Raw genomic sequence first — 25,458 nt, 5'->3', positions numbered from 1 at the left:
CGAACGCCCTCACCTGCGTTAGCATCAACCTTCGTTGTGCATCTCTAAGCTTTCGAGATCGTTTTGCAGCTGGACGGCTTTCGCGTCGTCGTTACGCAGCGAATCCAGGTAATCGAGATACTGCTGGTCAACGTCTTTGGTCACGTAGATCCCGTTAAACACGGAGCATTCGAACTGCTGAATATCCGGGTTCTCGGCGCGCACCGCGTCGATAAGATCGTTCAGATCCTGGAAAATCAGGCCGTCGGCCCCGATGATCTGACGAATTTCGTCCACTTCGCGGCCGTGAGCAATCAGCTCGGTGGCGGTAGGCATATCGATGCCGTACACGTTCGGGAAGCGGATTTCCGGTGCCGCAGAGGCGAGATACACCTTCTTCGCCCCGGCCTCACGCGCCATCTCGATAATCTGCTCGGACGTAGTGCCACGCACGATGGAGTCATCCACCAGCAGCACGTTCTTATCGCGGAACTCGGCACGGTTGGCGTTCAGCTTGCGGCGCACGGATTTACGGCGCAGCTGCTGGCCCGGCATGATAAAGGTGCGGCCAACGTAGCGGTTCTTCACAAAGCCCTGACGGTACGGCTTGTCCAGAATGCGGGCGATCTCCAGCGCGATGTCGCAGGAGGTTTCCGGGATAGGAATGACGACGTCGATATCGAGATCGTCCCACTCGCGGGCAATCTTCTCACCCAGCTTCGTGCCCATGTTCACGCGGGCGCTGTAAACGGAGATCTTGTCGATGAACGAGTCAGGACGCGCGAAGTAAACGTATTCAAACAGGCACGGGTTGCTGACCGGGCTGTCGGCGCACTGGCGTGTGAACAGCTGGCCCTTCTCGGTGATGTAAACCGCTTCGCCCGGCGCAACGTCACGCAGAAATTCGAAGCCCAGCGTATCCAGCGCCACGCTTTCGGAGGCAACCATGTACTCGGTACGGCCATCGCCGAGCTCGCGCTTGCCGAGCACCAGCGGGCGAATCCCGTTTGGATCGCGGAAGGCCACCATGCCGTGGCCGATAATCATCGCCACGCAGGCGTACGCGCCGCGGATCAGGCGGTTAGTCGCAGCAACGGCGGCAAAGATGTTATCGGCTTCCAGCGGATAGTGACGGAAGTTATCCAGCTCGCTGGCAAAGATATTGAGCAGGATCTCAGAATCAGACGTGGTGTTAATGTGGCGACGTTTCTCTTCAAACAGCTTTTTACGCAGCTCGTGAGCGTTGGTCAGGTTGCCGTTGTGGGCAAGCGTGATGCCATACGGGGAGTTAACGTAAAAAGGCTGAGCCTCGGAGGCGCTGGAACTGCCAGCAGTAGGATAACGAACGTGACCGATCCCCATATTACCTTGCAGACGCTGCATATGGCGGGCTTCAAACACATCGTTTACCAGGCCGTTCGCCTTGCGTAAACGGAAGCAGTTGTTTGCATCAATGGTGATGATACCCGCAGCATCCTGCCCACGGTGCTGAAGCACCGTTAACGCGTCATAAATCGACTGGTTTACCGGCATGAAACCGGCGATACCGACAATACCGCACATTCGTCTTTTCCTCGTTAAGCCACATCTCAGAGCTTACGCCCTGGGCAAGAAACTCGACGAGCTTTGCAGATAGTCAAAGAACCATCTGATGATGAAGCTGAACTCCGGAATAAGCTGCGACTTCTGCCAGTCTTCGCTTTTGGAGAACCCGGTAAAGGTATCCAGGAAGAACAGGATCGCGGCCACAATCAGCACGCCTCGCAATGCGCCAAAACAGATGCCGAGCACCCTGTCCGTTCCGGACAGACCGGTTTTCTCGACCAGCTGACCTATCACGAAATTAACAATAGCGCCGACAATCAGCGTCGCGATAAACAGCACCGCGATGGCGATTCCGTTTCGGACCAGTTCATCTTCAAAGCCCGTGAACCAGACAGACAGGTAAGTGTAGTAATGACTGGCAACAAAGAAAGCACAACCCCAGGTTACCAGCGATAACGCTTCACGAACAAAGCCACGGATCAGGCTAACCAGACAGGAAAAACCAATCACCGCAATGATGGCGTAATCAATCCAGACCATATATGTCCCACGATTTAACGCCCTGTCATCCAGTTCGGGGCGCATTCTAACAGAAAAAGAAAACGTTTGCGTAGGGATTTCCTTCCCGCGCGTAAATAAAAAAGGCGCTGAAAAAATGTTCAACGCCCCTCCGCCTGACGTCTCTGTGGACGTCTGCTTTATCCCCCTCACCCTAGCCCTCTCCCCAAAGGGGAGAGGGAATTATTTGCACCCTCTCCCCTTTGGGGAGAGGGCCGGGGTGAGGGAAACCTTATCAGTTCGCGCTGTAGTTCATCACCACACCGCTCAGCCCGGAGATCTGCTTCAGTTCGCCAAGCGATCCTTTCAGCTTATCTTTGGACGCATCCGGCCCCACGAGGATGCGGGTAATTTTACCCTGCACCGGCGTGGTTGGTGAAGTATAAACGCGGTATCCCGCGCCGCGCAGCTTACTCACGATCTCATTGACCTTGTCGGCATTCTTCAACGCACCCAGCTGTACCACGTAGGCTTTACCCGTCGGGGCTGCCTCCTGCTGGGCCTGTTTTGCCGGTGGCGGCGCTTCTGATGCCGCAGCCAGCTGTTCGGCCGCTTTATCACGCTGCGGTTTAGGCTGCGTTTTCTCTACCGGCTTCGGTTTTTCAACCGGCTTAGGCTGCTCTGCCGGTATGGGATCGATTTCAACGTTATTGTTCGCAGCCAGACGCGACGGGTCAAGGGATGGCGCTGCGGCATCGCCTGCACGCACCTCTTCCGCTGCGCCTTCAGGCGGCTGGGCAGGCAGCGCCTGCGTTGCCGCTGGCAGCATGTCGGGCTCGTCGCGGTCGCCCGGTTTAGGTACTAGCGGAATGGCCGCAAATTCATCCTGGTAATGCTTTTTCTGCCCGTCGAGCAGCCCGGGTAGAATAATCACCCCGAGCGCGACCAGCACAATGGTTCCTGTTAAACGGTTCTGAAACTTACTCGCCACCGGTTCTCCCCGCCTCCATCACTTCCATGACATGTGCCACCGTGTGGAACGATCCACACACCAGCACGGTATCTTCTGGTTTAGCCTCCGCCATCGCGGCGCGCCAGGCCGAAACCACACTGCTGTAGATTTCGCCTTTGCCGAGATGTTCCATCAACTGTTCGGCAGTCGCACCACGCGGCCCTTCCAGAGGTGCACAATACCAGCTATCGACCACACTCTCCATGCAGGCCAGCGTACCGCCGATATCTTTATCATGAAGCATACCGATAACCGCCAGCACGCGCCCGGTTTTTGGTAAGGATTTGAGACGGCCTGCGAGGTACGCCGCGGCATGCGGGTTATGCGCAACATCCAGAATCAGACGCGGTGACTCACTCACAATCTGAAAACGCCCCGGCAGCAGCGCGTTGCTGATGCCGTCACGGATCGCCTGCTCGCTCACCGTTAACCCGCTGGCACGCAGTGCCGCCAGCGCGGTCGCCGCGTTGGGCTGCGGTACCTGCGGCAGCGGCAGGTTATCCAGCACGCCCCGTGCATCGCTAAAGCGCCAGCTTTGGTCCTGAACCTCATAGTGCCAGTCCACGCCACGACGCAGCAGCTGAGCGCCCTTCTCTCTCGCCACGTCAGCGATAGTGTGGGGCATGTCCGGCTCGCCGACCACGGCAGGCTTATTCGCCCGGAAAATACCGGCCTTTTCACGTCCGATGCTTTCACGGTCGGGGCCCAGCCAGTCGGTGTGGTCCAGCGCGATGCTGGTGACGACGGCAACATCCGCATCCACCATATTGGTGGCATCCAGACGCCCGCCCAGCCCGACTTCCAGAATTACCACGTCCAGCTGCGCCTGCTTAAACAGCCACAGCGCCGACAGGGTACCGTACTCAAAATAGGTTAATGAGGTATCCCCGCGCGCGGCTTCGATAGCGGCAAACGACGCCGTATGGGCCGATTCCGCAAGCTCGGCGTTCTGCACCCGCACGCGCTCGGTATAGCGCACCAGATGCGGAGAGCTGTATACGCCAACCCTGTAACCCGCCGCCATCAGGACAGATTCCAGGGTGCGGCAGGTGGTCCCTTTACCGTTAGTGCCGGCAACGGTAAACACGAAAGGCGCGGGTTTCTGCACGTCGAGACGCGCGGCAACCTGGCTTACGCGCTCAAGGCCCATGTCGATGGTTTTACTGTGCAGGTTTTCCAGATAAGAAAGCCACGCGGCCAGGGGCGACGTGGCTTGAGGAATGCGTTTATTTTCCATGATGCCCGGTTGTCATAAGCGGTTTAGAAAGCAAAAGGGCAGCGCCAACCGGCCCTGCCCTTTTCAGTTATCAGGCCTCGGGTTCCTGATCCGGTACCACCACGCCCTCGCGCGGCTCGTCCGGGCTCGGCGACGGCAGATTCATCAGCTTCGCCAGGACGCTTGCCAGTTTAAGGCGCATTTCCGGGCGGCGGACGATCATGTCGATAGCGCCTTTCTCAATGAGGAACTCACTGCGCTGGAAGCCCGGCGGCAGTTTCTCACGTACGGTCTGCTCGATAACGCGTGGACCGGCGAAGCCAATCAGCGCTTTTGGCTCAGCGATGTTCAGGTCGCCCAGCATCGCGAAGCTTGCAGAGACGCCACCCATGGTTGGGTCGGTCAGTACGGAGATGTACGGCAGACCGCGCTCCTGCATTTTCGCCAGCGCAGCAGAGGTTTTTGCCATCTGCATCAGGGACATCAGCGCTTCCTGCATACGCGCACCGCCGGAGGCGGAGAAGCAGATCAGCGGACAGTTGTCTTCCAGCGCCTGCTCAACGGCACGCACGAAGCGCGCACCCACCACGGAGCCCATAGAGCCGCCCATGAAGGAGAACTCGAACGCGGCGGCAACAACCGGCATGTCATGCAGGGTGCCTTTCATGACGATCAGCGCGTCTTTCTCGCCGGTCTCTTTCTGTGCAGAGGCCAGACGATCTTTGTATTTTTTGGAGTCGCGGAACTTGAGCACGTCTTTTGGCTCCAGTTCGCTGCCCAGTTCTACCAGAGAACCTTCGTCCAGCAGGCTATGCAGGCGGTTGCGCGCCGACATACGCATGTGGTGGTCACACTTCGGACACACCTCAAGATTGCGTTCCAGCTCTGCACGATACAGAACCTGGCCGCAGCTATCACACTTCGTCCATACCCCTTCAGGAATGCTCGCTTTACGCGTCGGGGTAATGTTGCTTTTAATTCGTTCAATCCAGCTCATTGATAACCTTTCTGCCTGAACCTGGTCGTATGCCAGTTTTGCTGTAAGAGGCGAATAATGCCATTTTTGCCTCCAACAGACCATGAATGTTGCACATTAAAACATAACAGCCCGAAACTTTGGATAAAAAAGTGGTCGAACCGCCAGCGTGCACTTACTTCGCCTGCTTTGCCGCCGCGCGTCGGTGACGAATGATTTCGATAACGCCCGGCAGTACGGAAAGCACAATAATCGCTACAATCAGTAACTTAAGGTTTTCCTGAACTACAGGCAGATCGCCAAACAGGTAGCCCGCATAGGTAAAGAGCAGCACCCACAGCAGCGCGCCCACCACGTTGTACATTGCAAAATGACGATAGGACATGTGGCCCATTCCCGCCACAAACGGGGCAAACGTGCGGACGATAGGCACAAAGCGGGCAAGAATAATGGTCTTACCGCCGTGGCGCTCATAAAAGGCGTGGGTCTTGTCTAAATAGCTGCGGCGGAAAATCTTCGAGTCCGGGTTACTGAATAACCGTTCCCCAAATACCCGTCCAATGGTGTAGTTGACCGCATCGCCAATAATCGCCGCAACGATCATCAGCGCGACCATCAGATGAACGTTCAGGTCATTGGTTGGCAGCGCGGATAACGCGCCTGCCACGAACAGCAGTGAATCGCCCGGCAGGAATGGCGTGACGACCAGACCGGTTTCACAGAACAGAATGAGGAACAGAATGGCGTAAACCCAGACGCCATACTGCGCGACCAGCTCCGCCAGGTGAACATCAATATGCAGGATGAAATCAATCAGAAAACGTATTACGTCCATATTGTCTAAGCCTTAATTGCACCTTTGTTTAGTCCGCTAAAAACAGCGGGCCCATTGGCGGTTTTGGCAGGTCAAACCGGTCCGGATAATCCACCGAAACCAGATACAGCCCTTCCGCTTTCGCCGTTGCTGCCGCAAGCGTTCTGTCCTTCGCTGCCAGCAGTTCTGCAATCCAGCTCTCCGGCTGGTGTCCGGCGCCCACTTCCATCAGGCTGCCTACAATATTCCGCACCATATGATGTACAAAGGCATTGGCTTTGATATCTACCACCACATACGCGCCATAACGACTGACGCTAATATGCATAACGTTACGCCACGGCGTACGGGACTGACACTGCACCGCACGGAACGACGTAAAGTCATTTTCACCAATCAGACACTGCGCCGCACGCTGCATACGTTCTGCATCGAGCGGTTCATAAAAATGCGTCACGCCCTGGCTTAGCACCGCCGGGCGCAGGCGCTGGTTGTAGATGACGTAACGGTAGCGCCGCGCCGTCGCGCTGAAACGCGCGTGAAAATCATCCGGCACAGCTTTAACCCAACGCACCGCGATGTCACCAGGTAAATTCGCATTTACGCCCAGCGTCCAGGCCGCGTCTTTGCGCACGGCGGTAGTTTCGAAGTGCACCACCTGTCCCGTGCCGTGAACGCCCGCATCGGTGCGGCCCGCGCAGAAGACGCTTATCGGTTCATTCGCCACCTGAGAGAGCGCTTTCTCCAGCTTTTCCTGGACGCTGCGCACCTCATTCTGACGCTGCCAGCCATAATATTTACTGCCGTCGTACTCGATGCCGAGGGCAATTCTGTGGACCGGCTTTTGTTCCACTTCTGACATCAGTACAGGTACTCCTGTACCAGCTTCTCGGCAATTTTGACCGCCATCAGCGCGCCGCCGAAGCGAACGTTGTCCGCCACGGACCAGAACTGCACCTGCTCCGGCATGCCGTAGTCGTTGCGAACGCAGCCCACGGAGAGGTGCGCGCTGCCGGTTGCGTCGCCCACCTGCGTCGGGAACTCGCCTTCTTCGGAAAGCACGATGTCCTCGGCACGGCCAAACGCGTCTCTCGCCTCTTCGGCCGCCAGCGGACGCAGGGCTTCAAACCCGACCATCTGCGCATGACCGTAAAAGACCGGCGACTGCACGACGTTTACGGAGATCGTCAGCCCGTCATCCTGCATAATTTTGCGCGCTTCGTCGACGATGCGGCGCTCTTCACGCACCGAACCTTCACGATCCGGCAGCAGCGGGAGCATGTTGAACGCCAGCTGGCGGCCAAAGAAATCGTCTTCGTCGATCGGGATACCGTTCAGCAGCTTCGCGCTCTGCCCTGCCAGCGCATCGACCGCTTTTTTGCCGCTGGCGGAGGCGGACAGCAGGCTGGTCACGGAAATACGCGACAGGCCACCGTCGTCGATAAGCGGCTTCAGCGCGGTCAGCAGCTGGCTGGTGAGGCTGTCTGGTACCGCAATGATGTTACGGTTACGGTAGTCAGCCAGCACGAACGGGTTAACGTCCGGTACCACCAGCGGCACGTCCGGCTCCAGGGAGAACAGGCCGCTCAGGTCAATAACCAGACATCCGGCGTTGGTGGCTTCTTCAATATAAGACGCCGTAGCTTCTGCACCTGCGGCAAAAAATGCCAGCTGAGCCTGCGTCCAGTCGAACGCGGCGGCATCCTGCACCGTCACGGTTTTGCCGCCGAAGCGCAGATGTTCACCCGCGCTGTCGGTACGCGCCAGCGCAAAAATGTCGCCCACCGGGAACTGACGCTCAGCAAGGGTTTCGAGCAGGGCTTCGCCCACGGCGCCAGTGGCGCCCAAAATGGCAATGTTCCAGCCTTCAGACATGGTGGTTTACTCCAGAAATAAAAAAGCGTCCCTGCCGGAGCCTCCGGCAGGGAGCAGAAAGACATTAACGTGCCGGATGGTGAACGGCGTTAAATCCCAGCTTGTGCAGCAGCGTCGCCGCTGAGGCGTCGTCGCACATCACATACAGGGAAGACCACTCGCGGCGCTCGAGATAATTCTTGCGCAGCTTGTCAAACTCACCCGGAATACCCGCCACTTTACGCAGCAGCGCGTCATCGCGGCGCACATCATACACCAAATGCACGAGCCTTTTCAGCGTTGCCTCATCCAGCGGCCCATGAAGGGTGAGCCGGCCGAACTCGGGCGCGGGAAGTAACGTGTCCAGCGCCACCTGCTGCGGATGGCCGATAAAGGCACTGTAGGCCTCAAATACCTGAGTCGTGCCGCGCGCTTTGCCTTCGAGGGTGTAACCCGCAATATGCGCGGTGCCCACGTCCACCTTATCCAGCAGCGCGACGTTGAGATCCGGCTCGGGCTCCCAGACGTCCAGCACGACGCTAAGATCCTGACCTTCGTCAAGGCATTTCAGCAGCGCCGCGTTATCCACCACCGGCCCACGGCAGGCATTTATCAGAATTGTGCCAGCCTTCAGGCGACGGAGCAGCGTTTCGTCGGCCAGATGCAGAGACCTGTAAGGCCCCTCTTTAAAGAGCGGCGTGTGGAAGGTAATAACGTCGCACTCGTCAACCAGCTCATCCAGCGTACGGAAATCACCTTCATCGCCGTTATCCTTGCGCGGCGGATCGCACAATACCGTGCGAATGCCCCACGCTTCCAGGCGCTTTTGCAGGCGTCCGCCCACGTTGCCCACGCCCACGATGCCTACGGTGCGGTCCTTCAGCGCAAACCCGTCGCGCTCGGCCAGCATCAGCAATGAGGAAAAGACGTATTCCACGACGGCGATCGCGTTACAGCCTGGCGCCGCTGAAAAACCGATCCCCGCCTGCTTAAGCCACTGGTCATCCACATGATCGGTCCCGGCCGTTGCCGTCCCGACAAATTTAATCCCTTTGCCGCAGAGCAGTGCCTCATTTACTTTGGTCACCGAGCGCACCATCAGGGCGTCTGCATCGTCCAGTTCGCTTACCGGAATCGGGCGACCAGGGACAGCCTTAACCTCACCCAGGCGGCTGAACAGCTCGCGGGCGTAAGGCATATTTTCATCAACGAGGATTTTCACGTCTGAGTACCTGTTTGAGAGGAAGTAAACCTGCCAAGTGTGCCATAATCTCGCCGCCGGGCATATATTTCTGCCCGGTTACGCAGAGTTTGACTTTAAGGATTTTTGACGATGCAGCCCATTTCAGGTACGCCTCCGCGCCCTCCGGGTGAAGGCCCCGTAACGCCCAACACGCCAGGCGACCAGCCGCTCTCCACGCAACAGCGCACCGTACTGGAGCGTCTGATCACGCGCCTTATCGCGTTGACCTCGCAGCAAAACGCTGAGGTATGGGCAGGCGTTAAGCACGATTTGGGCGTCAGAAACGATGCGCCGCTACAGTCGCGCCATTTCCCTGCCGCTGAGCAAAACCTGAATCAGCGTCTCACCAGCGCGCAGCAGCAGCATACGACCCGCCAGACTGTCTCGCAGCTGACCGAGCTGTTGGGCCAGGGGAACAATCGCCAGGCGGTGAGTGATTTTATCCGTCAACAGTACGGCCATACCGCGCTGAGCCAGCTTTCGCCGGAACAGCTTAAAACTGTGCTGACCCTGCTGCAAAGTAATCAGCTCTCTATCCCGCAGCCGCAACAGCGCCAGCCTACAGAACGGCCAATGCAGCCTGCGGAACATAACACGCTCAAGCAGATGGTCACTAAGCTGGCTGCGGCCACCGGCGAGCCGACAAAGCTTATCTGGCAGTCGATGCTGGAACTTTCCGGCGTGAAAGCGGGCGAGACGATCCCGGCAAAACAGTTTACCCATCTGGTCACCTGGCTCCAGGCGCGGCAGACGCTCAGCGCCCAGAGCGCCCCGACGCTGCATACGGTGCAGGCGTCGCTTAAGCAGCCTCTTGAGCCGCAGGAGTTTGCAGCGGTTCGGGACTACGCTCAGCAGGCCTGGCAGGCCACCCCGCAAACGGTGCTGACAACCGCGCAGGTGCAGGATTTACTGAATCAGATCTTTATCCGCCGCGCCGAGCGTGAAGGTGGCGTGCCGGAGGTGCGGGATATTCAGCCTGTCTACAGCCCGCTGTTTGCGCCGGTGGTCGACACGTTTAAAACGCTTTCAGCCCGACCGGGACTAATGTTTGTCGCGTTGATGATTGCGCTGGCGATTTTCTGGCTGGTTGCCTGACGCTTAGCCGGGCAAGGCGTAGCCGCCACCCGGCAACACGTTAGCCCTTTCGAAACGCCACCAGCGTCACCACAATCCCCACCACCGCGGACACCGCACCGGCGAGAAATACGGAAGGGTAGCCAAACGAGGTTGCAAGCAGCCCCGCCAGCGGTCCGGCGATCCCATAAGAGATGTCCTGAAACGCCGCGTAGCCCCCCAGCGCAGTGCCGCGAACCTGCGGCGCGACGCGCTTCACCACTTCGACGCCCAGCGCCGGGAAGATCAGCGAACAGCCGCAGCCGGTTAACGCCGCCCCCAGTAACGCAACGAACGCGCCGGGCGCCTGCCAGAGCAGCAGCAGGCCAATGGCCTCGATCGCCAAAGACGCCACGGCGACCTTCACACCGCCAAAGCGATCCGGCATCCAGCCAAACAGCACGCGCATCAGCACAAACGCGCCACCAAAAGCCGTCAGCGTAAAGCCCGCCATCGCCCAGCCGCGGCTCATGAAATAGAGGGAGACGAAGGTACCGATAACCGCAAAGCCCACTCCCTGAAGCGCCAGCCCCAGACCCGGCTGCCAGATTTGCCCCACCACGCTCCACAGCGAAGGACGCTCGCCTTTATGGGCTGGCACCTTGCGCACCGAACCGTTAAATGCCCACGCCAGCAGCGGCAATACCATAGTGGTTGCTGCCAGCGCCGCAAAACCAAACTGGCTGTGGATCAGCAGCCCCAACGGCGCGCCTGCCGCCAGTGCGCCGTAAATCGCCATCCCGTTCCACGACATCACCTTGCCCGACTGCGCAGGGCCAACCAGCCCCATTCCCCAGGTCAGGGTACCGGTCAGCAGCTGGCTTTCGCCGAAGCCGAGGATCAGGCGTCCCGCCACCAGCAGGGCGAACTTATACGCGGCGTCTACCGGCAGGAGTGCCGCCAGCAGCCACGCTCCCCCGGCCAGTCCGCAGGCCAGCATGCCCTGCAACGCCGAGCGTTTTGCGCCGTGCTGGTCCGCCAGTCGTCCGGCGTAGCCCCGGGTTAATACCGTGGCTAAAAACTGAATGCCCACCGCAATGCCGACCATGGTGTTGCCGTAGCCCAGCTCGTGATGTACGAAAAGTGGGATAACAGGCAGCGGCAGGCCAACGGTCATGTAGGTCAGAAATACCGCAAAGGCGATGCGGAAAAGGGAAAGGTTCCCGGAAGGGGTACGCTTCTCAGGGATAACGGCCTTCATGCATAACTCCGTGTTCAGGCATAAAAAAGGGAGCCGCGCGGCTCCCTTCTACTATACCTTCAAACGCTTACGCTTTCAGCTTGCGCATCACCAGCGTGGCGTTGGTACCGCCAAAACCGAAGCTGTTGGACATAACGGTCGTCAGCTCACGTTCGGTGGTTTCGGTCACGATGTTCAGGCCAGCCGCCTGTTCGTCCATCTCTTCGATGTTGATGCTTGGGGCGATAAAGCCGTTTTCCAGCATCAGCAGAGAGTAGATTGCTTCCTGCACGCCTGCCGCACCCAGAGAGTGACCGGTCATGGCTTTGGTTGCAGAGATAGCCGGGCTGTTGTCGCCGAACACTTCGCGGATCGCGCCCAGCTCTTTCACGTCGCCTACCGGAGTAGAAGTCCCGTGGGAGTTCAGGTAGTCGATTGGGGTATCAACGCCGTGCATCGCCATCTTCATGCAGCGCACCGCGCCTTCGCCGGACGGGGCAACCATGTCGGCACCGTCAGACGTTGCGCCGTAGCCAACGATCTCAGCGTAGATATGAGCACCGCGTGCCAGCGCGTGTTCCAGCTCTTCAACCACAACCATACCGCCACCGCCTGCGATAACAAAACCGTCGCGGTGCGCATCATAGGTACGGGAAGCCTTAGCCGGGGTTTCGTTATATTTGGTGGACAGTGCGCCCATCGCGTCGAATTCGCAGGCCATTTCCCAGCCCAGCTCTTCGCCGCCGCCAGCAAATACGATGTCCTGCTTGCCCAGCTGGATCTGCTCTACCGCATTACCGATGCAGTGCGCGGAGGTCGCGCATGCAGAGCTGATGGAGTAGTTCACACCGTGGATTTTGAACGGCGTTGCCAGGCACGCGGAAACCGCAGAACCCATCGCTTTGGTCACAACGTAGGGACCTACCGCTTTCAGGCCGCGCGGGCTACGCATGGCGTCAGCACCGAATACCTGTGCTTTAGAGGAACCGCCGGAGCCTGCAATGAGGCCAACGCGTGGGTTGTTCTGGTAGGCGTCTTCGCTCAGACCAGAATCCTTGATCGCTTCCTGCATGGAAAGATAGGCGTAGATAGAGGCATCGTTCATGAAACGAACCACTTTACGGTCAATTAAACCGGTGGTGTCCAGTTTAACGTTACCCCATACGTGGCTACGCATTCCAGAATCTTTAAACTCTTCAGAGAAAGTGATCCCGGAGCGTCCTTCACGCAGAGATGCCAGGACTTCCTGCTGGTTATTACCGATGCTGGAAACGATGCCCAGGCCAGTAATCACTGCACGTTTCATTCAATACCTCTGTAAGTCGCACTATAAAAAGTTTCGAGTCGCACAATAGCGTACACTTGTACGCCGAACAAGTCCGATCAGCGATTTTCTGTGGAAATTTGCACCGATGGGCCCACATCGCTAAGATCGTGCCACTGCCTGTCGGACGAGTAACTTACGTGAAACAAAACGCCATACAACCTGCCAACCTCGAATTCAACGCTGAGGGTACACCTGTTTCCCGAGATTTTGATGACGTCTACTTTTCTAATGATAACGGACTGGAAGAGACGCGCTATGTTTTCCTCGACGGAAATCATCTCAGCACCCGTTTTCCCGAGCATCCGCGCAGTCTGTTTGTCGTGGCGGAGAGCGGTTTCGGAACCGGGCTGAATTTTCTGACCCTCTGGCAGGCGTTCGACCAGTTTCGCGCTGCACACCCCGAGGCTACGCTACAAAGATTACATTTCATCAGTTTCGAAAAATTTCCGCTCACCGCGCACGATCTGCGGCTTGCCCATCAGCGCTGGCCGGAGCTTGCCCGCTGGGCGGAGCAGCTTCAGGCTCAGTGGCCACCGGCTATCGGCGGCTGTCATCGTCTGATTCTGGACGACGGGCGCGTCACGCTCGACCTGTGGCTGGGCGACATTAACGACCTGACCGATAAGCTCGATGACGCGATGAATCAGAAGGTTGATGCCTGGTTCCTGGACGGCTTCGCGCCCGCTAAAAACCCGGACATGTGGAGCCAGCATCTGTTCAGCGCCATGGCGCGGCTGGCCCGTCCCGGCGCGACGCTTGCCACCTTCACCTCGGCGGGCTTTGTCCGCCGTGGGTTACAGGAGGCGGGTTTTACCATGCGCAAAACCAAAGGCTTTGGCCGCAAACGCGACATGCTGGTTGGAGTGATGGAACAGGAACTGGCGCTCCCCGCCAAAACCCCCTGGTTCGCGCGTCGCGCCAGCACCTCGCGTGAGGTCGCAATCGTGGGCGGCGGCATTGCCAGCGCCCTGCTCTCGCTGGCGCTGCTGAACCGTGGCTGGCAGGTGACGCTCTACTGCGCTGACGAGGCGCCGGCAAACGGCGCCTCGGGCAACCGTCAGGGAGCGCTCTACCCGCTGCTGAGCGCCCACGATCCCGCGCTGTTCCAGTTTTTCCCGGCAGCGTTCACTTTTGCCCGTCGTCTTTATGATAGCCTGCCGGTCGCGTTCGACCACGACTGGTGCGGCGTGACGCAGCTCGGCTGGGATGAGAAGAGCCAGCAAAAAATCACGCAAATGCTGTCGCTGGGTTTACCGGAGGCTATCGCCCAGGCGGTGACTGCGCAGCAGGTTTTAGAAACCGCTGGGGTCGACGCCGGCTGCGGCGGCATTCAGTACCCGCTCGGCGGCTGGCTGTGCCCGGCCGGGCTGACTTCTGCGGCGATTGCCCTCGGCCAGTCGCGCGGGCTGACGGTGCGCTATGCCCACAAGGTTGAATCGCTCAGTCGTGCAGAACGCTGGGTTCTGCATTTTGCTGATGGAAAAGAGGCAGAGCATGCCAGCGTTGTGCTGGCAAACGGGTACTGCATCAGCCAGTTTGTTCAGACGGAAAAGCTGCCTGTCTACCCCGTCGGCGGCCAGGTGAGCCATATCCCTTCCACGCCCGCGCTGAACGAACTGCGCCAGGTACTGTGCTACGACGGCTATCTGACGCCACAAAACCCGTCAAACGGCCATCACTGCATCGGCGCCAGCTACCATCGCGGTGAAGCGGTTATGCAATACAGCGACGCGGATCAGCAGCAGAATCGCCAGCGCCTGATTGACTGTTTCCCTGATGCCGAATGGGCAAAAGAGGTTGACGTGAGCAAAGGTGAAGCCCGCTGCGGCGTGCGTTGCGCCACTCGCGATCACCTGCCGATGGCGGGAAGCGTGCCGGACTACGAGGCCACGCTTGAGGTATATCACAACCTCGCTGAAAGCCGGGAAAGCGCGGTGAGTGCGCCGGTTTATCCGGAGCTATACATGCTGGGTGGGTTAGGCTCGCGCGGGTTGTGCACCGCGCCGCTGCTGGCTGAAGTGTTAGCCGCACAAATGAGCGACGAGCCCCTTCCGCTGGACAGCGTGACGCTTGCGGGGCTGAACCCCAACCGGTTATGGGTAAGGAAATTACTGAAGGGGAAGTTGGTTAAGTAGGATCAGGTCTTGTGCCCTCTCCCACAGGGCTGAGGGATCCCCAGTAATTTTTTTACCGAAAGCGACGAATGTTGTTTCAGGAAAATAAATGAATTACAGCGACGCCCTGGTCCGGCTGTAAATCGCTGAGGCGTTTCCTGCAGGCCGGGGCGAGGCGCAGGGATGCGCCGAGAGGGCGGCTTTACAGGGACGTTACATCCGCCCGTCCCCGATAAGCCGGAAGGAATAAGCCGAAGGCACCGCGAAGCGGCGATTTACCGCCGGGAGCCCGGGTCGCCAGGGTGGTGGCGAGTGAGCCACCCTGGCACGTTCACCGGTCATGTCGTTACAGAGTAGCAAGGAACATAACGTGAACGGAATGACCACCAGAGCCGTATGTTCCCCCTCACCCTGGCCCTCTCCCCGGAGGGGCGAGGGGATTGCTCAGTGCTCGCATTAACTTGTGGGGATCCCTCAGCCCTGAGGGAGAGGGTGGTGAAACACTTACTTCGCGTTCGCCTGCTGGAACAAACTGTCCCACATACCCAGCACCAGCGACTGGTCGCGCGGGGAGAGTTCTCCGGCCAGAATGGCTTTTTCCAGGCTGCGGGTCACTTCATCATGCACCGCCGCGGCAGAGTGATCGTCCCCTGCCTCCAGCGCGGCAACCGCCAGCGTCAGGTGTCCACGCAGATAACCGCTGGCGAACAGCTCATCATCACTGGCGTGTTCCACCATGTCATCAATTAACGCCAGAATGCGTGATTCAAATTCTGCGATCATCTTCTTTCCTCTGTTAAAGATCTTCCGGCCACGGGAAGCATTCCGCCGTTATTTCCGGCGTGTGGTAATAATTCTGTAAAGCCTCGATCAGGCGTGCCGGACGTTCCGGGATGCCTTTCTCAAGATATTCCATCACCTGCGCGTGTACGCGGCGCTGGAAAACGATGCGATCGGGCTCGAAGTCGCCCTCAAGGTTGTCACAGCTCACGTTGAACGGGAAACCCGCCGCCACGCAGAACAGCCATTCCAGCGCCTGCGGCTTCACTTCCACATCTTCAAACCGGCCCTGGGTAGCGGCATCGCGCCCGTCCGGGCAATACCAGTAACCGAAGTCCACCAGCTCGCGACGCGCTTTTCCCGCGATGCACCAGTGTGAAATCTCGTGCAAACCGCTGGCGTAAAAGCCGTGCGCGAACACGATGCGGTTGTAAGGAACCTCGGCATCTGCTGGAAGATAGATCGGTTCGTCGTCGCCTTTAATCAGACGGGTATTAAAATCATCAGCAAAACAGCCGTTAAAGATCTCAATCAGCTGCTCGTATTTATGCGTACTGTTCATTAGTGCATCCCCAACCAGGTGAGGATCTCCTGTCCATGGCTGTCATAAAGAAGTTTGGCGCTCATCACCGCCGAGACGACAACAATCATCGGGCGGATCAGCTTTTGCCCTTTGCTTAAAACCAGACGCGAGCCGACGCGCGCGCCCAGAAACTGTCCTGCCATCATTACAAAGCCGGTTGCCCAGATAACTTTGCCGCCAATGATGAACAGCAGCAGGCCGCCAACGTTGGAGGTCGCATTAAGGACCTTGGCATGGGCGGTGGATTTAGCGAGGTTAAACCCGGCCAGCGTCACGAACGCCAGCGCGTAAAACGAGCCGGCACCCGGCCCAAAGAAACCATCGTAAAAACCGACGCAGCCACCGGCAATCAGCGCAAACGGCAGGCCGTGCAGCCTCCGCGCACGGTCTTCTTCACCAAGCTTTGGCATCAGTAAGAAGTAAAGGCCGATACAGATAACCAGAATCGGCAGGATCTGGCGCAGAATGTCGGACTGCACGTGCTGAACCAGCAGCGCGCCCGCCGTCGAGCCGATAAAGGTCATCAGGATATTGAGCTTCTGATCGGCGAGATTCACCACCTTGCGGCGAACAAAATAGAGCGAGGAGGAGAGCGAGCCGCCGCACGCCTGGAGTTTGTTGGTGGCGAGCGCCTGAGCTGGACTCATGCCTGCCGCCAGCAGCGCCGGAACGGTGAGCAACCCGCCGCCGCCCGCCAGGGCATCAATGAATCCGGCCAGCATCGCAACAAAAAACAGTACCGCCAGCAGCAGCGGCGACACCATAAACAGATCGACGAAAGTATCCATTAAAGTACGTGCTCATCCAGTAGCGCCTGGCAGGAAGGCGGCAACGGAGGCGGTGTCTTCTTCTCAGGCTTAGAGGTTCCAGGCTTGGCCGGCTCAAACCAGCTTTGCAGTTCGTAGCCACAGCCATCGCCAGGCGGCGGCAGCGGCTGATCTTCACATTCAAGGCTGTTCGCCGGGCAGCGCAGACGAACGTGCATATGTGCCCGGTGCTGGAACCACGGTCGTACTTTACGCAGCCAGTCGCGATCGGTTCCCGCATCCAGACAGAGCTGCTGCTTGATAGCCGGATTAACGAAGATCCGCGTGACGTCGTTATCTTCCGCCGCCAGCTTGATCATGCTGGAGATCTCCGGCGACCAGCGCGAAGCAACGACCCGTTTCCCGTCGGCCGACACCAGATCCAGCGCCTGCGGCTTCAGCAGCTGCGCTGAGCTCCAGCGCGCTTTCGGCAGCTGCAGGAAGATATCCACATCCAGTCCGGTCTGGTGGCTGGCGTGTCCGCCGTTAAAGCGACCCCCTGCGGGCATCCCCATATCGCCAATCAGCATCGTACCCAGCCCCAGGTTATGCACCTGGTTCCCCAGACGCTGAATAAACAGCACCAGATCGGGATGGCCGAAATAACGGCGCTGATCGGTACGCATCACCTGATACGTATCCGACTGGAGCGGCAGCGCCTGCGCGCCCACGATACAGCCGTTAGAGAAGGCGCCGATGGACTGCGCGCTTCCCGCCACCGGATGGGTGATTTTTTGCCACGGCGTGGCGGCCAGGCTGGCGCCACTGGCAAGCAGTGCCAGCAGCGCGATTGCGGTTTTTTTCATAGTTACCAGCGTGGAATGGTGGTCGTCACATCCGCATTCTGCGCGCGCTGGCGCAGGAAGTGATCCATCAGCACGATCGCCAGCATCGCCTCTGCGATCGGCACTGCGCGGATCCCCACGCACGGATCGTGACGCCCTTTAGTGATCATCTCAACTTCGTCGCCAGCGCGGTTAATCGTGTGCCCTGGCACCGTAATGCTGGAGGTTGGCTTCAGCGCAATGTTGGCAACTATCTGCTGCCCGCTGCTGATCCCGCCGAGAATACCGCCCGCATGGTTACTCTGGAAACCGTCTCTGGTGATTTCGTCCCGGTTCTGGCTGCCGCGAAGCTGAACCACGTCAAATCCGTCGCCGATTTCCACGCCCTTCACCGCGTTGATGCTCATCAGCGCGTGGGCGATATCGGCATCGAGGCGGTCGAATACCGGTTCGCCCCAGCCTGCCGGCACGCCGTCAGCTACCACGGTAACCTTCGCGCCAATTGAGTCGCCCTCTTTTTTCAGGCCGCGCATCAGTTCGTCCAGCGCGTCCAGCTTGTCGGCATCGGCGCAGAAGAACGGGTTAAGCTCGACCTGATCCCAGTCCTTGATCGCCAGCGGAATGTCGCCCATCTGGGTCAGACAGCCGCGGATCGCGATGCCAAACTTCTGCTGAAGGTATTTTTTGGCAATCGCCCCTGCCGCCACGCGCATCGCGGTTTCACGCGCCGATGAGCGGCCGCCGCCGCGATAGTCGCGGAATCCGTATTTTTGCTCGTAGGTGTAGTCGGCGTGGCCCGGACGGAAGACGTCTTTGATCGCGCCGTAGTCCTGAGAGCGCTGATCGGTATTTTCAATCAGCAGGCCAATGCTGGTGCCGGTGGTGCGGCCTTCGAAAACGCCGGAGAGAATTTTAACCTGGTCCGGCTCGCGACGCTGCGTGGTGTAGCGAGAGGTGCCCGGACGACGACGATCGAGGTCGTGCTGTAGATCGGCTTCGGTCAGTTCGATGCCTGGCGGGACGCCATCAACGATACAACCCAGTGCCAGCCCGTGCGACTCCCCAAAGGTGGTCACGCGGAATACCTGTCCAATACTGTTTCCTGCCATCACGGCTCCGATGTTGTTGTTTGTGTTTGAGCGTTGTGAAACGGGCCGAAGCCCGCTGGATTAGTCTTTGTAAATGCTGAAGTATTCGCGAGCGTCGAGGAGCTGCGCTTTGGTCAGCATAAAGACGCCGTCACCGCCGTTGTCGAACTCAAGCCAGGTGAACGGCACATCCGGGTACTGCTCTATCAGATGTACCATGCTGTTGCCTACTTCACAAATCAGAACGCCGTGGTCGGTCAGGTAATCCGGCGCGCAGGCCAGAATGCGGCGGGTCAGCTTCAGGCCGTCAGTGCCTGACGCCAGGCCCAGCTCCGGCTCGTGGCGATACTCGTTCGGCAGATCGGACATGTCTTCCGCATCCACGTACGGCGGATTGGTAACGATCAGATCGTATTGTAGCGTTGGCAGGTCGCGGAACAGGTCAGAGCGGATTGGCGTAACGTGGTGGATCAGCCCGTGCTCTTCAATATTGTGTTCGGTGACGGCCAGCGCGTCGGTGGAGATATCCACGGCGTCCACTTCCGCTTCAGGGAAGGCGTACGCGCAGGCAATCGCGATGCAGCCGCTGCCGGTGCACATATCGAGAATGTGCTGCGGCTGACGATCGATCAGGCCGTCAAAGTGGTTGTTAATCAGCTCGCCAATCGGCGAGCGCGGCACCAGCACGCGTTCGTCCACGTAGAACTCGTGGCCGCAGAACCAGGCTTTGTTGGTCAGGTAAGCCACCGGAATGCGCTCGTTCACGCGGCGGATCACGCGCTCTACGATGCGGTGTTTTTCGCTGGAGGTCAGACGCGCGGTGCGCATGTCTTCCGGAATATCCAGCGGCAGGTAGAGCGACGGCAGCACCAGCTGAACGGCCTCATCCCACGGGTTGTCGGTACCGTGACCGTACCAGATATTGGCGGCGCTGAAGCGGCTAACCGACCAGCGCAACATGTCCTGTATGGTATGCAGCTCGTTTACTGCTTCATCGACAAAAATTTTATCCACTCTTTCCTCCAGGGCATGCTCGCATAATTTTCGGCGGCTAGTTTGCCATGAAGACGGCGATAAATCAGCAATGACGCGTGCCGCTTGAGGTTAAAAAATGCATTTAGTCGGGTACACTATCGGAAATACGAGATGAGAATGACGAATGAAAAAGAAAACATCGCTCAGCGAGGAGGATCAGGCTCTCTTCCGACAGCTTATGACCGGGACGCGCCAGATCAGACAGGACACCATTGTTCATCGCCCGCAGCGTAAAAAAATCAGCGAAGTACCGGTCAAACGGCTGCTCCAGGAGCAGGCCGATAATAGTCACTATTTTTCAGATGAATTTCAGCCGCTGCTGAATACCCAGGGTGCGGTGAAATACGTGCGCGAAGACGTCAGCCATTTTGAGCTGAAAAAATTACGTCGGGGAGATTATTCGCCGGAGCTGTTTCTCGATTTGCATGGTTTGACCCAGATGCAGGCGAAACAGGAGCTGGGGGCGTTGATAGCAGCGTGTCGTCGCGAACATGTTTTTTGTGCCTGCGTGATGCACGGTCACGGTAAGCATATCCTCAAACAACAGACGCCGCTGTGGCTGGCTCAGCATCCGCACGTAATGGCTTTTCATCAGGCACCAAAAGAGTACGGCGGAGATGCCGCATTGCTGGTATTGATTGAAGTTGAGGAGTGGCAGCCGCCAGAATTACCCTGACAGGATGGCGGGAGGCACGCTGCACCCCGCCATATCGCACGTCACGTCAGATTGCTTTTGCCATCTTCAGATTGCACGGACTCATTTGCCAGTTGAAGACCCCTTTGCCGGTGTCGTCGAGGGTGACGTTGGCAATGGCGGACGTCGTGAACATCGGTGGCGTTTCGCCCGGGCACAGCTCAGATACCAGATAGCCGACCAGCGGCAGGTGGGAAATGACCAGTGCGGATGCGACGCCTTCGTTGCATAACGCCTGAAGGTAAGCGCTGACAAGGCCAACATCGCCACACGGCGTGAGTTCAGGGAGAACATCCACGCTGGACGGCAGGTTCATACACTCCCCCACCACATCCAGCGTCTGTTCTGCCCGCAGGTACGGACTCACCAGAACGCGTTCAATGTCCACTTTTTGACCTTTAAGCCATGTCGCCATCTGACGGGATTCGTCGCAGCCACAGACGGTTAAAGGACGTACTGAGTCACTGGCGGCATCGAGTGCCGCGTCGCCGTGACGCATGATAAAAACTTGCATATTGCACCGCTTTTGTTAACCAGAATCACCGGCGTTAACTACCCGCGATAAATGCTCTGAGGTAGAAAACCCGATGGCCGGGCATTGTGCCTGATCCATTCGGTGAATGAAACGCTGTTTTTTACCTCAATGGCGTAAGTATAGTCAATCTCTGTTTACAATTTCGCCAGAACAGGCCCCCTCACCGGAGGATTTACCCTTCTTTGACTTCAGTTTACGAAATCAGTTTCCCTTGCGGGCCAGAAGGTCTGGCCCCGTTCCGCCATCTGCAATAATTCGTCACAAGGTGTAAACCGCGGACCATACTGCGAGGCCAGACGTTGCAGGATCGCAACCACTTCACCCGCCCCGAGGGTATCCATATACCGGAACGGGCCGCCAAGAAACGGCGGGAAACCAATGCCAAAGACGGCACCGATGTCGCCATCGCGCGCGCCTTTAATAACCTTCTCACCAAAGCAGCGTGCCGCTTCATTGAGCATCATCATCACGCAGCGTTCAGCACACTGAACCGCCGACAGTTTTCCCTGCCCCGCGGCAGGTATAAGCCCATAAACCGAAGGGTCGACCTGTTTCTTGCTTTTACGCCCTTTCGCGCCGTAAAGATAGAAACCGCGTTCATTTTTTCTGCCTTTGCGATCGTCCTTCAAAATTGCAGAAACAACGTTTGCAGGCGGCGAAAAACGATCGCCGTAAGCGGCTTCCAGCACGGGGATAATTTTAGTGCCGGTATCAATGCCTACCTCATCCAAAAGCTGGACAGGGCCTACGGGGAAACCAAACTTTACTAAGGCCTCATCAACGTGCTCAATTTTCTCGCCTTCCGTCAGGAGCCGCATCGCTTCGTTGATGTACGGCGCCAGTATGCGGTTGACGTAGAAACCGGCTTTGTCCGCTACCACGATGGGGGTTTTCCCCTGTTTTTTCGCCAGCTTCACCACAGTGGCAATAGTTTGCGGACGGGTTGTGGCGTGAGGGATAACCTCTACCAGCGGCATTTTTTCGACCGGACTAAAATAGTGCAGCCCTATCACCTGCTCCGGACGCGCGGCTTTCGCTGCGATATCGCCAATCGGCAGCGAGGAGGTATTTGAAGCGAAAATGGTGTGCGGCGCGCAGTGCTCCTCAACCTCCGCCACCATCTGCTGCTTAAGCGCCAGATCTTCGAAAACGGCTTCAATCACAACGTCGCGATGCGTAAACCCGCTGTAGTCCGTGGTGCCGGAGATCGTCGCGAGCGTTTTATCGCGCTCGCTGGCTTTGATATGTCGGCGTTTAACCTTTCGATCGAGGTTCTGCCAGCTGTACTGCAGCGCGTGGTTGATGCCCTTAGGGTTGATGTCTTTGATACGTACGGGCAATTTGCCTTTGCTGGCGGTGACAAACGCGATGCCGCCGCCCATCAGCCCACCGCCCAGTACGCCAACGGCGCGCAGCGGAGCAGGCTCAGCGTCGCTGCCCGGATCTTTTTTCACGTCAGTACTGGCGAAGAAAATGCTTCGCAGCGCCTGCGACTGCGGCGTCATCGCCAGCTCGCCAAAGGCTTTCGCTTCGGCGGCATAGCCGCTGCTGCTGCCCTGCGACAGCCCGGTTTCAATCACGTCCAGAATGCGCTTCGTGGCCGGGTAGTTACCTTTGGTTTTTTGCCCGGTTTTTTTACCCACCATATTAAACAACAGCGTGCGCCCCAGCGGGCCGGCAAGGACGCGCTCGCGCACCGGCAGCGGACGTTTTGCCTGACGGCCTTTAAGCGCCCGCTCGACGGCGGCATCGAGCAGGATGGCGTGCGGAACGACCTCGTCAACCAGCCCCGCCTTTAACGCCTGACGGGCGCGCAGCTGTTTTCCGGTTAAGATCATCTCCAGCGCCGTGCTGACGCCCACCAGACGCGGCAGGCGCTGCGTTCCACCGGAACCGGGCAGGAGTCCAAGCTGCACCTCCGGCAGGCCCAGCACGGTTTTCGCATCGTCGGTACAGATGCGGCTGTGGCAGGCCAGCGCCAGTTCAAGCCCGCCGCCCAGGCAGGCGCCGTGAATTGCGGCGACTACGGGTATCGACAGCGCATGGATTTCCGCCATTACCTGCTGGCCCTGGCGCGCCAGATCCTCTGCTTCCTGCGCGCTTCTGGCGCGGGCAATCATGTTGATATCGGCCCCGGCAATGAAGTTATCCGGCTTTGCCGAAATAAACACCAGCCCGCGAATCGCCTTGTTTTCACGAATTTGTCTGAGCATGTCGCGCACCTGAACGCCAAACTCGGCCTTCAGGGTATTCATCTTTTCGTCGGGCACGTCAATGGTGATAACGGCCACGTTATCGAGGCGAACGGTCAGGTTAAATGCAGATGTCGTTTCCATTATTCAGCCTCCAGAACCATTGCTGCGCCCAGGCCGCCCGCCGCACAGGCGGTGACGAGACCAAAGCCGCCGCCCCGGCGGCGTAGCTCATGTAACGTCTGGGTTATCATTCTCGCCCCCGTCGCCGCAAACGGATGGCCGTAAGCGATGGAGCCACCCAGCACGTTGAATTTGCTCTGATCCACTTCGCCTGTGGCATGCGCGCGGCCCAGCACGTCGCGGGCAAAGCGCTCGCTCGCCATAAGCTGAACGTTTGCCAGCGTTTGCGCGGCAAAGGCTTCGTGCATATCAATTAACGTGAGATCGGAGAGCGTCAGCCCCGCGCGCTCCAGCGCCAGCGGCGTGGACCAGGCGGGCCCTAACAGCATGTCCTGCCAGACATCGATAGCGGTGAAGGCATAGCTGCGCAAATAGCCCAGCGGCGTTATGCCCACCTCTTTGGCCCGGGACTCCGTCATCAGGATCACGGCGGCAGCACCGTCCGTCAGCGGCGTACTGTTAGCCGCGGTTACCGTTCCGTGTTTACGGTCAAAGGCCGGGCGCAGCTTCGCATAGTCCGCCAGCGTCGAGGTGCCGCGAATATTGTTATCTTCCGAAAGCGGCTCACGATAGGGCGGGACATAGGCGGTCATCACTTCGCCGGTGAGTTTGCCTTCCGACCAGGCCTTTGCGGCAAGCTGATGGGAACGGTGCGCCAGCGCATCCTGCTGCTCACGCGTGATGCCGTAGGTTTTCGCCATCTGCTCGGCGGTGTCGCCCATGCGCAGGCCGGTGGAGTATTCGGCGACGGCGGGTGGAACAGGCAGCAGATCGCGCAGGCGCAAACGCGAGAAAAGCTTCAGCTTCTGCCCGGTGGTGCGGGCTTTATTGGCATCAACGAGAATGCGGGCCAGCTTTTTGCTGACGCCGATGGGCAGCACGGATGAGGAGTCTGCGCCTCCGGCGATCCCGGCGCGAATGGTGCCCGCCATCAGGCTTTCCGCCACGTTCGCCACCGCCTGGAAACTGGTGGCACAGGCACGGCTGACGCTGTAGGCGTCGGTGTGCACGTTCATGCCCGTTCCCAGAACGATTTCACGCGCGATATTTGGCGCCTCCGGCATCTGCACGACCTGACCAAAAACCAGTTGCTCTATGATTTCAGGCGGAATGTCGCTGCGAGCCAGCATCTCCCCCACCACCATTTTTCCCAGATCGACAGCCGGTATTCCGTGGAATGCGGTTGCCTGACGCGCAAACGGCGTACGCAGCCCGCTGACGATGGCAATGCGGTCACCGTGTCGGGTGATAAGCGGTAATGCCTGACTCATAACACTCCCCTGTAAAAAAAATTTGCGCACGCACAAAGTGGTCTGACCTGATAATAGTCTTAACTATTTTTTTACATTGAGCCAATCGGGGAAGCGAAAAATTGCGAGCTAAGGCACAGAGAAGAAAAAGAAAATGCGCCGAGGTAAAAGCAAAACGGTAACCCATAGGTTACCGTTTTTAGTGTTTGCACCCTCTCCCGTGGGAGAGGGCTGGGGGTGAGGGCATCAGGCCGCGGAGATTAACGCAGCCCTAACTGGAAAATCAGCGTTTCTGCTTCACAGGCGAAGACAAAGTCGATATCCAGCTTCACGCCGCCGTCCACTTCCGTGAAGGTGGATTTGATTTCGCACGGATCGGATTCTACGTCGCGCGCGCGCTTGCTCAGCGCAGCCAGCGTCTCTTCTGCTTCAGCGCGGTTAGTGAATACACGGCTGTAAGAGGCGGTGCAATCGGTGTTGTCCATGATGGTGCCAACATCCATACAGCAGCAAACCGGGGTTTCATCAGCACTGCATTTACTCATAGCTCAATTTCCTCTGTATTCGCGCAGCGCGCGAGATAAACACGATGCGACTATTTTACGCCCCCTCGCGTGCCCCCTCCAGCCGTTAATGGCGCAAAATCGGATAAGTGA

At 58.4% G+C, this 25,458-nt stretch carries 24 protein-coding genes; 3 read left to right on the top strand and 21 right to left on the bottom strand.

The features are described 5' to 3' along the window. Positions 1–24: 24 nt before the first annotated feature. The 9 genes from purF to pdxB form a co-directional block, all read right to left on the bottom strand. Positions 25–1,542 carry an amidophosphoribosyltransferase gene (gene purF / locus MOQ06_RS05780; RefSeq protein WP_148419948.1) on the bottom strand — a complete coding sequence of 506 codons (1,518 nt, stop codon included), beginning with the start codon at positions 1,540–1,542 and terminating at the stop codon, positions 25–27. Positions 1,543–1,575: 33 nt separating this feature from the next. Beyond that, positions 1,576–2,064, bottom strand: a complete 489-nt coding sequence (cvpA, locus tag MOQ06_RS05775) for a colicin V production protein (RefSeq protein ID WP_045327894.1) — start codon at positions 2,062–2,064, stop codon at positions 1,576–1,578. Positions 2,065–2,317: 253 nt separating this feature from the next. Continuing rightward, the gene (gene dedD, locus MOQ06_RS05770; protein ID WP_148419949.1) at positions 2,318–3,013 is read right to left on the bottom strand and encodes a cell division protein DedD; all 696 of its coding nucleotides are present in this window, start codon (positions 3,011–3,013) and stop codon (positions 2,318–2,320) included. Next, positions 3,003–4,271, bottom strand: a complete 1,269-nt coding sequence (gene folC, locus MOQ06_RS05765; RefSeq protein ID WP_148419950.1) for a bifunctional tetrahydrofolate synthase/dihydrofolate synthase — start codon at positions 4,269–4,271, stop codon at positions 3,003–3,005. The genes dedD and folC overlap by 11 nt, the downstream gene beginning before the upstream one ends. Positions 4,272–4,341: 70 nt before the next feature. Further along, positions 4,342–5,247 (bottom strand): acetyl-CoA carboxylase, carboxyltransferase subunit beta, encoded by a 906-nt coding sequence (gene accD, locus MOQ06_RS05760; RefSeq protein ID WP_148419951.1) that lies wholly within the window; start codon positions 5,245–5,247, stop codon positions 4,342–4,344. 154 nt (positions 5,248–5,401) lie between these two features. Further along, positions 5,402–6,061 carry a DedA family protein gene (locus MOQ06_RS05755; RefSeq protein ID WP_148419952.1) on the bottom strand — a complete coding sequence of 220 codons (660 nt, stop codon included), beginning with the start codon at positions 6,059–6,061 and terminating at the stop codon, positions 5,402–5,404. A 28-nt stretch (positions 6,062–6,089) separates the two neighbouring features. Continuing rightward, positions 6,090–6,902 carry a tRNA pseudouridine(38-40) synthase TruA gene (gene truA / locus MOQ06_RS05750; protein ID WP_148419953.1) on the bottom strand — a complete coding sequence of 271 codons (813 nt, stop codon included), beginning with the start codon at positions 6,900–6,902 and terminating at the stop codon, positions 6,090–6,092. Beyond that, positions 6,902–7,915 (bottom strand): aspartate-semialdehyde dehydrogenase, encoded by a 1,014-nt coding sequence (locus MOQ06_RS05745; RefSeq protein ID WP_148419954.1) that lies wholly within the window; start codon positions 7,913–7,915, stop codon positions 6,902–6,904. Before MOQ06_RS05745 ends, truA begins: the two co-directional genes overlap by 1 nt. 64 nt (positions 7,916–7,979) lie before the next feature. Beyond that, entirely contained in the window at positions 7,980–9,116 is a 1,137-nt protein-coding gene (pdxB, locus tag MOQ06_RS05740; RefSeq protein ID WP_242171880.1) for a 4-phosphoerythronate dehydrogenase PdxB, read from the bottom strand. A gap of 111 nt (positions 9,117–9,227) precedes the next feature. On the opposite strand from pdxB, the gene flk reads away from it, so the two are divergent. Beyond that, positions 9,228–10,232 carry a flagella biosynthesis regulator Flk gene (gene flk / locus MOQ06_RS05735; protein WP_148419956.1) on the top strand — a complete coding sequence of 335 codons (1,005 nt, stop codon included), beginning with the start codon at positions 9,228–9,230 and terminating at the stop codon, positions 10,230–10,232. A 40-nt stretch (positions 10,233–10,272) separates the two neighbouring features. Here the strand turns inward: flk and MOQ06_RS05730 are convergent, their stop codons facing one another. After that, entirely contained in the window at positions 10,273–11,451 is a 1,179-nt protein-coding gene (locus tag MOQ06_RS05730; RefSeq protein WP_148419957.1) for an MFS transporter, read from the bottom strand. Positions 11,452–11,518: 67 nt separating this feature from the next. Further along, positions 11,519–12,736, bottom strand: coding sequence for a beta-ketoacyl-ACP synthase I (gene fabB, locus MOQ06_RS05725; RefSeq protein WP_176609827.1), 1,218 nt, complete (start codon positions 12,734–12,736; stop codon positions 11,519–11,521). Positions 12,737–12,894: 158 nt separating this feature from the next. Between fabB and mnmC the strand changes: the two genes are divergently transcribed. Then, positions 12,895–14,892 carry a bifunctional tRNA (5-methylaminomethyl-2-thiouridine)(34)-methyltransferase MnmD/FAD-dependent 5-carboxymethylaminomethyl-2-thiouridine(34) oxidoreductase MnmC gene (gene mnmC / locus MOQ06_RS05720; RefSeq protein ID WP_242171876.1) on the top strand — a complete coding sequence of 666 codons (1,998 nt, stop codon included), beginning with the start codon at positions 12,895–12,897 and terminating at the stop codon, positions 14,890–14,892. Positions 14,893–15,375: 483 nt separating this feature from the next. Here mnmC and MOQ06_RS05715 read toward each other — a convergent pair whose 3' ends face one another. The 6 genes from MOQ06_RS05715 to prmB are packed head-to-tail and all read right to left on the bottom strand — an operon-like array spanning position 15,376 to position 19,927. Then, positions 15,376–15,654: a YfcL family protein gene (locus tag MOQ06_RS05715; protein ID WP_242171873.1), complete on the bottom strand. Its 279-nt coding sequence runs from the start codon at positions 15,652–15,654 to the stop codon at positions 15,376–15,378. 13 nt (positions 15,655–15,667) lie between these two features. Continuing rightward, positions 15,668–16,213 carry an elongation factor P hydroxylase gene (locus MOQ06_RS05710; protein WP_148419961.1) on the bottom strand — a complete coding sequence of 182 codons (546 nt, stop codon included), beginning with the start codon at positions 16,211–16,213 and terminating at the stop codon, positions 15,668–15,670. Then, on the bottom strand, positions 16,213–17,022 hold the full coding sequence (locus MOQ06_RS05705; RefSeq protein ID WP_148419962.1) for a sulfite exporter TauE/SafE family protein: 810 nt from the start codon (positions 17,020–17,022) through the stop codon (positions 16,213–16,215). Before MOQ06_RS05705 ends, MOQ06_RS05710 begins: the two co-directional genes overlap by 1 nt. Continuing rightward, positions 17,022–17,846 carry a penicillin-insensitive murein endopeptidase gene (mepA, locus tag MOQ06_RS05700; protein WP_176609823.1) on the bottom strand — a complete coding sequence of 275 codons (825 nt, stop codon included), beginning with the start codon at positions 17,844–17,846 and terminating at the stop codon, positions 17,022–17,024. Before mepA ends, MOQ06_RS05705 begins: the two co-directional genes overlap by 1 nt. Positions 17,847–17,848: 2 nt before the next feature. Continuing rightward, positions 17,849–18,934 carry a chorismate synthase gene (gene aroC, locus MOQ06_RS05695; RefSeq protein ID WP_148419964.1) on the bottom strand — a complete coding sequence of 362 codons (1,086 nt, stop codon included), beginning with the start codon at positions 18,932–18,934 and terminating at the stop codon, positions 17,849–17,851. A gap of 60 nt (positions 18,935–18,994) precedes the next feature. Beyond that, entirely contained in the window at positions 18,995–19,927 is a 933-nt protein-coding gene (prmB, locus tag MOQ06_RS05690) for a 50S ribosomal protein L3 N(5)-glutamine methyltransferase (RefSeq protein ID WP_148419965.1), read from the bottom strand. Between the two features lie 145 nt (positions 19,928–20,072). Here prmB and smrB point away from each other — a divergent pair, with 145 nt between their 5' ends. After that, complete coding sequence (gene smrB / locus MOQ06_RS05685; RefSeq protein ID WP_148419966.1) at positions 20,073–20,624, top strand: endonuclease SmrB; 552 nt, start codon at positions 20,073–20,075, stop codon at positions 20,622–20,624. A 46-nt stretch (positions 20,625–20,670) separates the two neighbouring features. On the opposite strand, the gene sixA is transcribed toward smrB, so the two are convergent. From sixA to MOQ06_RS05665, 4 genes are all read right to left on the bottom strand, one after another. After that, positions 20,671–21,156, bottom strand: coding sequence for a phosphohistidine phosphatase SixA (gene sixA / locus MOQ06_RS05680; RefSeq protein WP_148419967.1), 486 nt, complete (start codon positions 21,154–21,156; stop codon positions 20,671–20,673). Positions 21,157–21,365: 209 nt separating this feature from the next. After that, positions 21,366–23,513 (bottom strand): fatty acid oxidation complex subunit alpha FadJ, encoded by a 2,148-nt coding sequence (gene fadJ / locus MOQ06_RS05675; RefSeq protein WP_242171870.1) that lies wholly within the window; start codon positions 23,511–23,513, stop codon positions 21,366–21,368. Beyond that, positions 23,513–24,823 (bottom strand): acetyl-CoA C-acyltransferase FadI, encoded by a 1,311-nt coding sequence (gene fadI, locus MOQ06_RS05670; RefSeq protein WP_242171866.1) that lies wholly within the window; start codon positions 24,821–24,823, stop codon positions 23,513–23,515. Before fadI ends, fadJ begins: the two co-directional genes overlap by 1 nt. 239 nt (positions 24,824–25,062) lie before the next feature. Further along, on the bottom strand, positions 25,063–25,347 hold the full coding sequence (locus MOQ06_RS05665) for a YfcZ/YiiS family protein (RefSeq protein ID WP_028013973.1): 285 nt from the start codon (positions 25,345–25,347) through the stop codon (positions 25,063–25,065). Between the last annotated feature and the right edge of the window lie 111 nt (positions 25,348–25,458).

This window comes from Enterobacter sp. I4, from assembly GCF_022669095.1.
GTDB lineage: Bacteria > Pseudomonadota > Gammaproteobacteria > Enterobacterales > Enterobacteriaceae > Enterobacter > Enterobacter pasteurii.
Note: the sequence above shows the minus strand (reverse complement) of the source record. Positions and strands in the feature narration are given on the sequence as shown.